8 protein-coding genes and 1 riboswitch are annotated in these 14,682 nt (G+C 59.6%); of the genes, 4 read left to right on the top strand and 4 right to left on the bottom strand.

All coding sequences use genetic code 11. The features are described from left to right. Positions 1-321 precede the first annotated feature (321 nt). Positions 322-1,947, top strand: a complete 1,626-nt coding sequence (groL, locus tag HMPREF1206_RS00795) for a chaperonin GroEL (RefSeq protein WP_016421501.1) — start codon at positions 322-324, stop codon at positions 1,945-1,947. 344 nt (positions 1,948-2,291) lie between these two features. Here groL and HMPREF1206_RS00790 read toward each other — a convergent pair whose 3' ends face one another. Continuing rightward, a complete protein-coding gene (locus HMPREF1206_RS00790) occupies positions 2,292-2,768 on the bottom strand; it encodes a DIP1984 family protein (RefSeq protein ID WP_016421500.1) in 477 nt (158 codons plus the stop codon). Between the two features lie 154 nt (positions 2,769-2,922). Here HMPREF1206_RS00790 and ppk2 point away from each other — a divergent pair, with 154 nt between their 5' ends. After that, on the top strand, positions 2,923-3,822 hold the full coding sequence (gene ppk2 / locus HMPREF1206_RS00785; protein WP_005510168.1) for a polyphosphate kinase 2: 900 nt from the start codon (positions 2,923-2,925) through the stop codon (positions 3,820-3,822). Positions 3,823-4,233: 411 nt separating this feature from the next. Then, complete coding sequence (locus tag HMPREF1206_RS10855; protein WP_231367154.1) at positions 4,234-5,427, top strand: IS30 family transposase; 1,194 nt, start codon at positions 4,234-4,236, stop codon at positions 5,425-5,427. A gap of 116 nt (positions 5,428-5,543) precedes the next feature. Here the strand turns inward: HMPREF1206_RS10855 and HMPREF1206_RS00775 are convergent, their stop codons facing one another. Further along, positions 5,544-6,665, bottom strand: a complete 1,122-nt coding sequence (locus HMPREF1206_RS00775; RefSeq protein ID WP_016421498.1) for a Dyp-type peroxidase — start codon at positions 6,663-6,665, stop codon at positions 5,544-5,546. A 209-nt stretch (positions 6,666-6,874) separates the two neighbouring features. Next, positions 6,875-7,057, top strand: a riboswitch (cobalamin riboswitch). A 38-nt stretch (positions 7,058-7,095) separates the two neighbouring features. On the opposite strand from HMPREF1206_RS00775, the gene metE reads away from it, so the two are divergent. Further along, positions 7,096-9,405, top strand: a complete 2,310-nt coding sequence (gene metE / locus HMPREF1206_RS00770; protein ID WP_016421497.1) for a 5-methyltetrahydropteroyltriglutamate--homocysteine S-methyltransferase — start codon at positions 7,096-7,098, stop codon at positions 9,403-9,405. 285 nt (positions 9,406-9,690) lie between these two features. Here the strand turns inward: metE and HMPREF1206_RS00765 are convergent, their stop codons facing one another. After that, positions 9,691-13,737 (bottom strand): Pls/PosA family non-ribosomal peptide synthetase, encoded by a 4,047-nt coding sequence (locus HMPREF1206_RS00765; protein WP_016421496.1) that lies wholly within the window; start codon positions 13,735-13,737, stop codon positions 9,691-9,693. After that, a complete protein-coding gene (locus HMPREF1206_RS10755) occupies positions 13,734-14,549 on the bottom strand; it encodes a MarR family winged helix-turn-helix transcriptional regulator (protein ID WP_016421495.1) in 816 nt (271 codons plus the stop codon). Before HMPREF1206_RS10755 ends, HMPREF1206_RS00765 begins: the two co-directional genes overlap by 4 nt. Between the last annotated feature and the right edge of the window lie 133 nt (positions 14,550-14,682).

Raw genomic sequence — 14,682 nt, 5'->3', positions numbered from 1 at the left:
CAGTGTAGGCGCACAACCATGATGGCGTTGGAAGTGGCATAAGGAGTGACGCCAGGAGTGACAATGCTTAACCTTGCACTCGATGGGGTTGAGTGCTAGAAAAGTGAATTAGCACTTGCTCTAATTGAGTGCTAATAAAAACAACTTCACACCTTGTGTATGCGTGTGCTGAAACAAGTGTTGAAAAGTCGTTAAAAAGTACAGTGTTGACTCCGGTGATGGAGAGGGCGGCGCTTCCCTCGAATCACATGCCGTCGCGGGCGCCTGGGTCAACTTCCAATGTAAGTGCCACATAAATAGACGGAGGATTCTTCAAACCTCATGGCTAAGATGATTGCATTTGACGAGGAGGCCCGCCGCGGTCTCGAAACGGGTCTGAATACCCTGGCAGACGCTGTCAAGGTCACGCTGGGCCCGAAGGGTCGCAACGTAGTCCTCGAGCGCAAGTGGGGCGCACCGCTGATCACCAATGACGGTGTCTCCATTGCACGTGAAATCGAACTTGAGGATCCTTACGAGAAGATCGGCGCTGAGCTGGTCAAGGAAGTTGCCAAGAAGACCGACGACGTCGCTGGTGACGGTACTACTACCGCTACCGTTCTGGCTCAGGCTCTGGTTTCCGAGGGTCTGCGCAACGTTGCTGCTGGCTCCAACCCGATGGGCATCAAGCGCGGCATCGAGAAGGCTGTCGCGGCTGTTACCGAGAAGCTGCTGGAGTCCGCTAAGGACATCGAGACCAAGGAGCAGATTGCTGCTACCGCTGGTATCTCCGCTGCTGACCCGGCTATCGGTGAGCTGATTGCCACCGCTATGGACAAGGTCGGCAAGGAAGGCGTCATTACCGTGGAAGAGGCCAACACCTTTGGTCTCGACCTGGAGCTGACCGAGGGTATGCGCTTCGACAAGGGCTACATCTCCGGTTACTTCGCCACCGACATGGAGCGCCAGGAGGCCGTTCTGGAGGATCCGTACATCCTCCTGGTTTCCGGCAAGATCTCCAACATCAAGGACCTGCTGCCGCTGCTGGAGAAGGTCATGCAGTCCGGCAAGCCGCTGCTGATCATTGCTGAGGACGTCGAGGGTGAGGCTCTGTCCACCCTGGTCGTCAACAAGATCCGCGGCACCTTCAAGTCTGTCGCTGTGAAGGCTCCGGGCTTCGGTGACCGTCGTAAGGCAATGCTGCAGGACATGGCTATCCTGACCGATGGCCAGGTCATCTCTGAGGAGGTCGGCCTGTCGCTCGAGACCGCTGACCTGCCGCTGCTGGGTCGCGCTCGCAAGGTCGTCGTCACCAAGGACGAGACCACCATCGTCGAGGGCGCTGGCGAACAGTCCGCTATCGAGGGCCGCGTCAACCAGATTCGCGCTGAGATCGAGAACTCCGACTCCGATTACGACAAGGAGAAGCTGCAGGAGCGCCTGGCTAAGCTCGCCGGCGGTGTCGCAGTCATCAAGGCTGGCGCCGCAACCGAGGTCGAGCTCAAGGAGCGCAAGCACCGCATCGAGGATGCCGTCCGCAACGCAAAGGCTGCTGTGGAAGAGGGCATCGTCGCTGGTGGCGGTTCCGCACTGCTGCAGGTCTCGCACGTGCTTGACGACGAGCTGGGTCTGACCGGCGACGAGGCAACCGGTGTCCGCATCGTGCGTGCGGCTCTCGCAGCTCCGCTGCGCCAGATAGCTCTGAACGCTGGTCTCGAGGCTGGCGTCGTCACCGAGAAGGTTGCTTCCCTGCCGCAGGGCGAGGGTCTGAACGCTGCTACCGGTGAGTACATCGACCTGATGGAAGCCGGCATCAACGATCCGGTGAAGGTTACCCGCTCCGCACTGCAGAACGCTGCTTCCATTGCGGCTCTGTTCCTGACCACCGAGGCTGTTGTCGCTGACAAGCCGGAACCGGCTATGCCGGCAATGCCGGGTGGCGACGAGATGGGCGGCATGGGCTTCTAAAAGAGGTCCCAACTGCTTGAGTTAGCCTTAAAAATCGCCGCTGAGGGGTGTCCCTCAGCGGCGATTTTGCTCTGTAACTTGAGAAAGTTTAAGTCCCCGAACCCACCCTCGTCGCATCAGATGCCTCAGCGCTTGGTAGTGAAAAATAACCGATGATCTGTACCCATGTACGCAATGCCGAGGACTGTCTGTTATTAATCCTGCTGCCTCAGTACAGGTGAGATCTTTAGGTGTCCCTTTAAGGCCAGAGACGGGCCGTCGCGCTCGCCGACAATCTGGATGCAACTACCGACTTATCAAAATGTGAAATTCTTCTGGTTTCGCTACCGAACCCTGCCACTTTGCTATTCGGCCGGCTTATTCGCGGCCTCGATAAGCTCGGTTGACCAGTTCGCCTGCTGAATACGGGTATCCAAGTCCCGGTATTCCTTCGATGCTTGGTCGGCTTTCTGGCGCAGCGACCGGATATCCACAGTGGCGACATAGCGAATCTCCGAAGCTGAGTATCGATCCCGCCGACCCGAGCCCTGATCGGCTGCGGAGGTGTAGAACCGCCGCCGTGTTAGCAGGTGGTCGCGCTTCGCAAGTGCGTCGCTAAGCGTTCCGTCCTCGAAGGCAGTAGCGGAATTCGTTGCGTTAATCGAGCGCACCAGCCATTCGAAGCGCGCCATCAGACGCTCGGCTTCGGCAATAAGCGCTTGCGGATCTTCATCAGGCGTATCGCCTTCCTGCACCTGCGCCACCAGCGCGAGACGGCGATTAATCTCAGCCAGCCGGTCGGAAACTTCGGATCGTGCGGCAAGAGCCTCGGATAACAACATGGCATTTATTGTACGCGCAGTGCTTATCGACGGTCGCTGCGTGCAGTCCCACCCCCTCAATTTCGGTAAGACGGAACGTTAACTGCTGGGAAATTGCAGGTAAGGGCACCCGCATGGGGGACGTGTGGTAGAGAAATTCAGTAGGATAAGGGGTATGGCTGACAAGAATGAAGAGGAATTCCACATCGTCGATTTGGCGAAGACCGAAGGTTACGTCGTCGATGATTCTGATGAGGACGATCCGGTACTGGTCACTCCAGACGGTGAGCGGGTTGATACCTGGCGCGATGGCTACCCGTACGAGGAGCGCATGACGCGCAAGGAATACGAGTCTATTAAGAGGAAGCTGCAGATTGAGCTTCTGAAGTGGCAGAACTGGACCAAGGAAACTGGTCAGAAGCACATCATCCTCTTCGAAGGCCGTGACGCCGCTGGTAAGGGCGGTACCATTAAGCGCTTTAACGAGCACCTGAATCCGCGTGGTGCTCGAACTGTGGCTCTGGAAAAGCCGTCGCCGCGTGAGTCCACCTCGTGGTACTTCCAGCGCTATATTGAGCATTTTCCGTGCGCTGGCGAAATCGTCTTCTTCGACCGTTCCTGGTACAACCGTTCGGGCGTTGAGCGCGTGATGGGCTTCTGTACCGAGTCCCAGCACGCAGAGTTCCTGCGTGAGGTTCCGATGCTGGAGAACATGATTCTGGGCTCCGGTATTTCGCTGACCAAGCTGTGGTTCTCCGTGACTCAGAAGGAGCAGCGCACTCGCTTCGCAATTCGCCAGGTTGACCCGGTACGTCAGTGGAAGCTCTCTCCGATGGACCTCGCTTCGTTGGATCGTTGGGGTGACTACACCCGCGCAAAGGAAGAGCAGTTCCGCTACACGGATACCGATGAGTCCCCGTGGATTACCATTAAGTCCAACGACAAGAAGCGTGCCCGCATCAACGCGATGCGTTACGTGCTGAGCAAGTTTGAGTACACGGAGAAGGACCACGAGCTGGTTGGTACTCCGGACCCGAAGATTGTTAAGCGTGGCCGTGACCAGATTGGTGACTAGCTCGGTGGTCCGTGACTGACAAAGTTCTTGTCTAGAAGAAACGCCCGTAGGAGTGCTCAGGCACTCGGCGGGCGTTTTCTTATGGCTGGCGGCGGCGGGGCGATGCCCTTACGGCTGACGACGGCGGGCCAGTGCAAGTTAGTGACTGAGTTTATGTCAAAAACGGCCAGAAAATTGGCCGGTAGGTTCAGGCGGTGAATGCATCACCACTTTCGACCAGGAGAAGTAGTGAAGCAAACCCGCCGAACGAAATACAGTGCCATCAAACCCATTGCGCTTCAACACATCGCCAACGGGGCATCAGCAAGCGCGGTTGGGCGCGATTTAGCGATTCCCTCACCAACTGTCAGGCGGTGGGCGCGACAAGCCGGAATTGCGATTCAGCACCAATCGCACTGCCCGAAGTTATCGATGATGGATAAGCACCGCGTGATCTACGAGATGCTTATGGCCGGCACATATAGTGTTGCCCAGATTGCCGCGCAGGCTGGGGTGTGCACAACCACGGTGTACAACCGGCGGGCTAGATTAACCACTATGAATACCCGCAGTCGGATAACACCTGGTGATGTATCTCGTGTTGGCGCTGGTCGGCGGCTAGGGCTGGCGGAACGCTTAATTATTGCCGATTGCCTGCGGGCAGGTCATTCGCACCGGCGTATCGCCCAGATAGTCTGTCGTAGTCAATCCACTATCAGTCGTGAAATCGCACGCAACAGCGTCGATGGTATCTACGATGCCTATCACGCTGATCAGGCCAGCCGCGGGCGTCTTGCTCGTCCAAAGCCGCGCAAACTCGATGACAATCGATTCTTACGCGCCCAGGTTGTCAATCTGCTCAACCGTGGCGCCTCGCCGCGTCAGGCCAGTGGCAGGTTGGCTGCACTGTGGGGTGATAATACGTCCATGACTATTAGCCACGAGTCGATTTACCAGGCCCTTTACGTACAAGGGGCAGGCAGCTTGCGCAAAGAACTTGTGTTTGAAAAGTCCTGCCGGACTACCCGGCCAGGGCGTAAACCCCGCTCGCTTCTCGCAGGGGTGCCCAAGCCACGTGGAAAACGCTGGACTCATGATGCCAATATTTCACTTCGCCCAGCCGAAGCCAATGATCGTGCGGTACCCGGTCATTGGGAAGGCGATTTGATTATTGGCGCAGATGGCACCAGTGCTTTAGCGACGTTGGTGGAACGCCGCAGCAGGTTTGTGCTGCTCGGCAGACTCGGCACTGACCATACTGCCGCCAGTGTCAATGAGGTGATGGTACGGATGATTCGTCGGCTCAAAGAGTCGATGGACACCACGATTTCGACGTTGACCTGGGACCAAGGGGTGGAGTTTGCCAAACACACGGAGTTTTCTGTCGCGGAGAATATCCAGGTGTTTTTCGCCGATCCGCATTCGCCGTGGCAGCGAGGTAGCAATGAGCGGATGAACCGGGATATCCGGTTTTATTTCCCCAAAGGCACCAACTTTACCGATGTCACCGACCAAGAGGTCGCCGAGGCGGAAGCATTGCTGAATAACCGGCCGCGGGTAGTGCTCGACGGGTTAACTCCCCGGGAGGTAATCTCTGGTGTTATCCATGATGCAATGACCGCCTGACCCTACCGGCCCGAAAGTGTCATAAACTAGGTCAGTTTCACATTTGCAGCCCGTCAGCTTTTAGTCCGTCAGGCCTTAGCCCGCCAAGTCAGTTTTTCGCCGCCAGCTTGCAGCCTTTACCCCTCAATCAACTCCTGACCCCAGTAGGAATCTGGGGTGGTGCCAGGGGCAATCCAATACACAGCGGAGCCGATGTGACGGTTCCACTCATTGAGCAAATCGCCGCGATCCAAACGGGCCTGGATTGCGCTGAACTGGTTGTCCGGGTTCTTCTGGAATGCAACCCAGACCAGGCCAACGTTCGGTCCTTCGAATGGGAAAGCTGGCTCACCGGGCTGGTCTTCGTATGCATAGGCGCGGCGACGCAGGGCGTCGTCAGGCTGGCCATCCTGCTCACGGGACAGTGCCAAGTGAGACTGGCGGTGGATGAGGTACTCGCCCTGGTCATCGACGGCGTCCATGTCCTCTTCATCGAACTCGTCGTTGCCGCCGGAAAGAGGAGCGCCGGTGTGGAAGTCACGACCGATAACGATGGAGCGTTCGTCGGTGCTGAGCTCCTCCCAATTGTTCAAGTCGAGCGCAATACGGCGAACAACCATCACGCAGGAGTTGTTAATCGCCTTGTCCTTGGAGTCGATCCACACCTGTTCGGACCATTCATCTGGAGTGGACGGGTTGACGGTGCCGTCGAGCTGACCCAGCGGGTTGCGTGGGGTAGCGCCGTGAGGCTGCGAACCCCAGGCGTAGGAAAAGCCTTTCTGGAACCACTTCACGCGAGCCCACGGAGCCGCCTTCTTTTCCAGTAGACGGGACGCGGCCGTAACGGTGACGAGGTCATCACCGCACAACTGCAGGGCGAAGTCAGACTGACCCCACTCAGGGCGGAGCATGTCATGCTGGAATGACGGGATATCGTGCAGACCAGCCGGCTTGCGCTCTGGTTTGCCGAGGACGTCGAAGATGCGCTCACCGAAACCGGCTGTGATAGTCAGGTTTGCAGTGGCTGCGACCATTTCCGGTTCCAGATACCCCTCGATGTCCTGGTCTTGGGTGAGGCGGCGGGCAACGTCGGTAAGCGAGGAGAACAGTTCCTTCAGATCTGCTGCGTCGATGCCGTCCTTCAAATCGAATGCGACGAGGCGGAGATGTGCTTGGCCGGGCTGTTCAACGCCTGACTGGACCGGGCCATCGAACGGAATCTTGGCGCCCCTCAGGGAAGGTCCGGAAGCCTGTGTCACTCGAGGTCACTCCTTGAAAAGAGGTAGAATAAATAGCTTTTATGACTACGAGCTTAATCACTTTGGTCCCAGCAGGAGAGCATCAAAGCAAAGGCTCGGGGAGGGGGCTAAGTGAATGAGATATTTGTATATTGCGATATACTTCACATCCACAGCCGCCTCGAAGGTGTTCATTAAGGAAAGTGCTGCATATCGCACGTTTTCCGCGCAAGGTGTGTTTTGAGCCTAGCGCGCATAAGGCCTTCGAGTTATGCAGGGGAATCCCGGTGCAAGTCCGGAACTGTCCCGCAACGGTAAGCATCACTGCCAGAGCTTTGGTTTATCCGACGCGTTGATAACCAATCTTGCAGTGATGACAAGTCCGAATGCCTGCCGGTTGTGCAATTTCATATCCGATGCTGATCACGACTGACGAGGAAATCACGAGATCATGGCAATTCACGCAACCCTCGCGGGCATTCCGCGGATAGGGCGTAATCGTGAGCTCAAAAGAGCTCTGGAAAACTACTGGCGCGACCCGGCGACCGGCGGCCTGCTGGCCGCGACGGCGCGCAACACTGTCAATAGCTACATTGGCGCAGCGCTGAAGGCAGGAATCGACTCGGTTCCGACAATTGGGCGCTCGTTCTACGACTCTATGCTGGATACATCGGCGCTGCTCGGAGTGCTTCCAGCCCGCTTCCAGAATGTCCCGAAAACGGACGGTTCCAACCTACCGGAATGGATCAACCACTACTTCGCCGCCGCTCGCGGTACGAAGACGCAACCGGCATCCGCAATGACCAAGTGGTTCGACACTAATTACCACTACATTGTTCCGGAGCTGTCAGCCGATACTGAATTTACCTCTGACCTCACTGACTGGTTGGATGATTCCTGCAGCTTAAACAATGGCGCCACCACCATGCTGCGCCCTCATTTGATTGGTCCTGTGACCTACTTGAGCCTGTCGCGTACCGACGATGATTCGAACCCACTTGGCCTTTTGGAAAAGTTGACCGATGCGTACGCGGAAATCATCGCTCAACTGGGGGATAAGGGCTTTGAGTGGATTCAGCTCGATGAGCCAGTATTGGTCACTGACCTCGATGAAGTGACTCTTGCTAGGACTCGCCAGGCCTACGAGAAGTTGGCCGGCGTGGCGGAGTCTGCGAATACCAAGTTGTGGGTGCAGACCTACTTTGGTGATGGTGATCAGGCGCTGGAAACCCTTTCTGGCACAGGCGTGCAGGCCATTGGTTGCGACCTGGTAGCAGGTAGCTCCGAGCTGCCGCATTGGACCGGCAAGGAACTGCTGGTTGCGGGCATTGTCGATGGTCGTAATGTGTGGCGCACCGATTTGGATGCAGCCCTGGCGACGCTGGAGAAGCTGGCAGCCCGAGGCCCCATCGCGGTGTCGACTAGCTGTTCGCTGCTACATGTCCCGTACTCCCTGGCCTCGGAAAACCCGAGCGAAGAAGATGCCGAGGTGCTGCAGTGGCTGGCCTTCGGCGATGAGAAAATCGGCGAGGTGACCCTCTTGGCGAGGGCGCTTGATGCCAAGTTGAATGACCGCCAACTCGATGCCGCGGATTTAAAGGTGTTGAGGGAGTCCCGGGCAGCACTGGCATCGAGGGCAGAGTCGAAGCGGATTGTTAAGCCTGAAGTTCGTGAAGCTTTGGCGGCAATCGAGGATAGCGACCGTAACCGTTCCCCGTTTGCGGCTCGCCAGGCGGCTCAGGCTGAGACCCTCAATCTGCCTCCGCTGCCGACCACCACAATCGGTTCCTTCCCGCAGACCAATAGCATTCGTCGTGCACGTGCGCAGCTGCGCACGGGAGAGCTCACCCCAGCTGACTACGAGTCGGCAATGCTCGCTGAAATTCGATCTGCCATTGAACAGCAGGAAGAACTGGGGCTCGATGTGCTGGTTCACGGTGAATCTGAGCGCAACGACATGGTGCAATACTTCTCGGAGCAGCTGGACGGCTACCTTGCCACCACCAATGGCTGGGTCCAAAGCTATGGTTCCCGCTGTGTGCGCCCGCCAATTCTCTACGGTGATATCACCAGGCCAGAGCCGATGACGGTGCAGTGGTACAAGGCAGCGGCAGACATGACTGACCTTCCCGTCAAGGGAATGCTCACCGGGCCGGTGACCATGTTGGCATGGTCGTTTGTCCGTGATGACCAGCCCATCGGTGACACTGCGGATAACGTTGCGCTGGTTTTGCGCGATGAGATTGCAGATCTCGTGGCCGCTGGAGCGCAAATCGTGCAGGTCGATGAGCCAGCCATTCGCGAGTTGCTGCCCCTGAATGAAGCGGACCAGCCCGCCTACCTGAAGTGGGCCGTAGGTTCCTTCCGTCTGGCTACCTCTGGTGTGGCTGACGACATTCAGATTCACACGCATATGTGCTACTCGGACTTCAATGAGCTTATCGACACCGTCGATGATCTCAACGCCGATGTCACGTCCATCGAAGCAGCTCGCAACGGTATGCAGGTGCTCGCAGCGCTGAAAGATGAGGGATACGTTCGCGGGATTGGTCCAGGTGTCTGGGACATCCACTCGCCTCGCGTGCCGACGGACGGAGAAGTCAACCAGCTCGTGGAAGATGCGCTTGAAAGCGTTGACCCCAACCTGCTGTGGATTAATCCGGACTGTGGTCTAAAGACCCGAGGTTGGGAAGAGGTTACGGCTTCACTGAAAGTATTGGTAGCCGCAGCTCAGCAGGCTCGGTTGCAGCTAGCAGAGTAAGTCGCGAACTGCATAGCCGCAAAATAAATAGTGGGTTAAGTAGCAAAAAGTGTGTCCGCTCGGCGTGTCGCCGGGTGGGCACCTTTTGCTACTTAGCCCTACTTAGCCCCAATGCGAGTTAGTGACCTCGGTTATGGCTGGCAGCGGGCCAATGGAGTTACTGACCGCGTTTATAGCAAAAATTGTCCGAAAAATGGCTTGAAAGTGTCATAAACTCTCACAGTTTCACATTTGCAGCCCGTTGTGCCTACCAGGCTCCTACCTAAGCCCCCCACTCAATCCGGGCTACTTCTTGGCCACCACTGGCTCAATTGGGTTACCTCGCCAGGAGGTGTGCGCAGGAACATGGTCACCGCGCATGACGAGAGAACCGGGTTCGACGCGGCAGCCGTCGTCAAGCACAGATGCCGGCAGTGCGACTGAGTGCGGTCCCAGCACGGAGCCGTGTCCGATGTGGACGGTGTCGAGCGTCATCACGCGGTCGGTGAACAGGTGCGTCTGAACGACACAACCACGGCCGACAGAAGCGCCCCGCTCGATTTTGACAAGGTCGGTCTCGGGCAGCCAGTACGTCTCCAGCCACACCCCGTGGCCAACGTTCGCGCCGAGCAGACGCATCGCGCGTGCGATACCGCCGGTGGCCATCGCCGGGTTCAGGTACCACGGTGCGGCAACCATTTCGACGAATGCATCCTGCAGCTCATTGAGCCAGACGAACTTGCTCCACAGTGGGTGATCACCGGGCTTGTGCTTGCCGACGCACACCCACTTGGCCACGACCGTGATGAGCAGCCCCAGCACACCAACAATCAGTAGCACGGCAGGGGAGAGCAGCCACGCGACCAGCAGGCCGAGCAGGGCAGCGCCAACGCCACCTGCAGTGACCAACTCCGCGGTGAACATGCCAAGGGCCTGCAAGATAAACAGCGTGATCGTCGCCAGCATGAGAGAGACCATCGGTGCCAGGACGCGCAGTGTCTCGACGATGCCGCGGGCGACCTTCAATCCCGTAGTCGGACGGTAGGTCTGCGCCGACTCATCGCTGGAGACAGTGCCCACACGGCGCATGCGCTCTGGCGGCGAACCCCACCAGTTGGAGCCGGACTTGGTCTTCTTCGGAGTAGAGGACAGCACGGCCACCAGTGAGTTCTTCGCCAGCTTGCGTTCCGGAAGCGTGATGCCGGAGTTGCCCAGGAAGGCGCGCTTGCCGATGCGGGAGTCGCCCACCAGCAGCCAACCGCCGCCGAGCTCGTAGCTGCCGACCATGGTGTCGTCAGCCAAGAAGGACTCGTCCTTGACGTGCAAGAACTTCGGAATACCAATCGCGGTGGAGACCTCGCTGTCGCGACCAATCTGGGCACCCAGCGCACGCAGCCACAGTGGAGTCAGCATGGAGGCGTAGATGAAGAACAAGTCATGACGAGCAGCGTCCATCAGGCGAATTGTCGCCCAGGACTGCCAACCCACGCGCGAACGCACCGGGAACACTCCCGACTTCAGGCCGATGCTGAACAGGCGCACGAGAATCAGCGTCAGCAGGGCATACACCGCAACACCGACGAAGGTGGCGGGAATAGCCCACAGCACGGCGCTGCCCAGCGTTGGCCAGAGATTCGAGGTGGTTAGCTCGGTGGTGCCGTCGATAAGTCCCGTGCCCCAACCGATGACAGCAGCCATCGCGACCGCAGCGGACAGCGGCACCAGCGTCAGTAACACCGCGGTAAGACCGTAGATAGCCACCCAGTGGCGACGCGCCGGCGGGACTTCCTCCGGGAAGCGGTGCTTGGACCGGCCGACCTTGCGAGCCGGGGAACCCGACCAGCGCGCACCAGCCTTGACCTTCTTTTCACCGGTGACGGTGGAACCCGCCTCGATGTGAGCGTCATTGCCGATACGCGCGCCGGGCAGCAGCGTTGAACGGGCACCGATGCGGGCGTGCTTGCCAATAGTGACCTCGCCGACGTGGACGACATCACCATCGACCCAGTATCCGGACAGGTCTACCTCCGGCTCGATCGAGCAGTAATCATCCAGTTTGACCAGACCCGTCACCGGCGGCAGCGCGTGCAGATTCACACCCTTACCAATGCGGGCGCCCAGCATGCGGGCGTACCACAGCACGAACGGAGCGCCCGCCACTGAGTGGGCGCCAGAGCTCTCTGCCAGACGTTCGGCCGCCCATAGCCGCAGATGTACCGAACCGCCACGCGGGTAATCACCCGGGGTGATGTTGCGCGTGAGCAGGCGTGTCGTCGCCGCGTTGATGGGCATGACCCCCAGCGGGGTCAGGAACAACACGGCCAGTACGGCCACCAACCAGCCTGGTAGCGCCAGCGGCCCGCCGATAACCCAGTTGATAATCGCAAGCCACGTTACCCAGCGCATGCCACGTGCCCACTGCAGCGGCACCATGAGTCCGACCTGCGCCCAACGGGTCTTGCGGGAGACAGGCGTCGGCTCGGGTACCTTTTCCAGGTGCGCGGTGGGGTCGCTGGTGTCGTCGGCAAGCATGTCGTCGCTGATGAAACCGCGCGCGACCAGCTCCTCGGCGAGATTGCCCAGGCGCGGGTGGTCGTAGAGATCGCGCACGGCGACCTGCGGGGCGCGCTGGCGAATGCGCGCAATGACGCTCGCCGCCGCCAGGGACGTGCCGCCCAGGGCGAAGAAGTCCGAGGCCGCGCCGGGCGCAGGTACGGACAGCACGTCTGCCCAGATATCGGACAGCCACTTCTCTACAGGGCTCAGCTTGTCGACGTCGCCCTCACCCGCACGCGCAGGCAGTGGCCACGGCAACGCCGCCTTGTCGACCTTGCCGGAGGTACGAACCGGCAGCTCATCCATGATGTGCAGGCGTGGCACCATCGCGGCTGGCATGGCATCGCGGAGAGTATCCATGCACTTGTCGTAGTCCATGGCTGCGGCGTCGCCACCGGCGCCGACGTAGCCGACCAGGATGGAATCGCCAGCACCGGTCTTCTGCACCACGACAGTCGCCTGAGTAGCGCCGGGGAGGGCAGCCAGGTGCGCCTCGACCTCGCCGAGCTCAATTCGCCGACCGCCGATTTTCACCTGATCGTCGACGCGGCCGGTGAAGTACAGTCCGTCTTCGTCCATGATGACGTGGTCGCCGGTGCGGTACGCACGCTCCCAACCGAGGGCTGGCAGCGGTGCGTACTTCTCGGCGTCCTTCTCCGGATCCAGGTAGCGTGCGAGTCCCACGCCGCCGATGACCAGCTCGCCCTTGGTGCCCGGTGGGACGGGGTTGCCCTCCTCGTCGATGACGGTGAGGTCCCAGCCGTCCAGAGGAAAACCAATGGTCACGGGCTTGCCGGGCTTCAGCTCAATGCCGGAGGCCACGACGGTGGCCTCGGTGGGGCCGTAGGTGTTCCACATCTCGCGCTCTGGGGTGGACAGGCGCTCGACCAGCTCTTGCGGGCAGGCCTCGCCGCCGACGATGAGCAGGCGCACGCTGTCGAGCGCCTCGGCGGGCCACAGGCCGGCCAGTGTCGGAACTGTGGAAACAGCGGTGATGTGGCGGGAAATCAGCCATGGGCCCAGGTCCACGCCGGAGCGCACCAGCGAACGCGGGGCCGGCACCAGGCAGGCACCATTTCGCCAGGCCAGCCACATTTCCTCACAGGAGGCGTCGAAGGCGACGGATAAGCCGGCGAGAACGCGGTCATCCGGGCCGAGCGGTCCTTCCGGGTGGTTGGCCAAGAACCAGCGGGCCTCCGCATCGACAAAAGCGGCGGCGCTGCGGTGGGTGACCGCCACGCCCTTGGGCTTGCCGGTGGAGCCAGAGGTGAAAATAATCCAGCAGTCGTCGTCAGGAGTGGGCTCCTGCGAGATGATCTCGCGTGCGCTCGGCGGTGTCGGTTCCGTCTCTTCCTCGTCGGAGTCGGCATCGGAGTCCAGCGGGCGGGGGCGATTACGTGCCGTGGAGCCAGCCAAATGCAGGCCTTCAGCATCGAAGTAACCGGCGATACCGGCCTCGCCGAAGACCATTTCTGCACGCTCGTCGGGGTCGTCCGCATCCACCGGAACGTAGGCGGCACCGGCTGCCATGATGGACAAAATTGCCAGGTAGAGCTCGCGGCTTCCCGACGGCATCCGCACACCAATGCGGTCGCCGCGACGGATGCCCTGTTCGTAGAGCCACGTAGCTGTGGAATCAATCTCGTTAATCAACTCCGCATACGTGACGACAACCTCGCCGTCATCGATGGCCTCAGCCTCGGGGAACCTTCGCGCGGTCGCCCGGACAATGTCAATGAGTGTGCGCTCAAGCGGCTGTTCCGTAGCGCGTAGGAACTTCGCTTCAGTGGTTGTCACTTGAGAGCCCCCTTCTTATTCTTCTTGCGCTTTTTCTTCTTCGATTTCTTACGTTTAGGACGCGGGGCATCGCTTGACGACGTCGCCTGCGTCTTATTCTCCGCCATGTCCTTGGTGTCTGTCTCAGTGGCCGTGACCTCTGGGGTAGCGGTCTCGGGGTTCTTCGCGCCGGCATCGGTTTCGGGGCTTGCAGCGGAGTCGTCGGCAAGCGATGCGAGCAACGCGCGTACCTCGGGTGCGCATTCGGCGACGGCGGCGCGCTCGGCTCTGCGGAGTGAGCGTCGCAGAGATGCGCGGGTGGTGTTGCCCGTTTCCGTCAGCGCGATGAGCTGGCGGCGACGATCCTTGGAGTCTCGGGTGCGCTCGACTAGATTTGCCGACTCCAGAGAGTCAATCAGGCGAACCATGTCAGAGCGGTCCATGCCGAGCAGCGCGCTCAGCTCGGTTTGAGCCATGTCGCCGCCATCGGCGATGACCTCCAGAACCCAATAACCGCGGATGGAAATCGACTCAATCTGAGTGCGGCCAAGAGCCGCGTTGACGCTGGCGCGGACAGCCGCATCGAGCTGTGCCAGGCACCAGGACGCGGATTTGCGCAGGGCGGCCGGTGCGACGGCGGGTTCGCTTGCGGAGCCGGGCTTGCACTTGGACTTAGCGCTGGCCTTGGTTTTGGCTTTCGCTCCCTTGCGGGCCTTCTTCGCCTTGGTGCTGCTCTGTGCGTCGACAGCAGGCACCTTCGCGTCTACGTCGGGTGCCACACCACCGCTGGTGTCGGCTGAGTCCGCCGAGGAAAGTACGGATGAATCAGACATACTTCCCATACTAGACAATCTGGGGAACCATCAATAATGGGACATGGCCAACTAATAATGCCCATGTTTGCCTGCGGATTGTTAGAAGGTCGGTGCTTTGGGGTGGGTAAATAAATGAAAAACTGCCCTGCAG

Origin of the sequence: Corynebacterium sp. HFH0082, from assembly GCF_000411235.1 — a bacterium.
Classification (GTDB): Bacteria; Actinomycetota; Actinomycetes; order Mycobacteriales; family Mycobacteriaceae; genus Corynebacterium; species Corynebacterium jeikeium_D.
The sequence above is the reverse complement of the archived record's forward strand: the minus strand, read 5'-3'. Positions and strand labels throughout refer to the sequence as shown.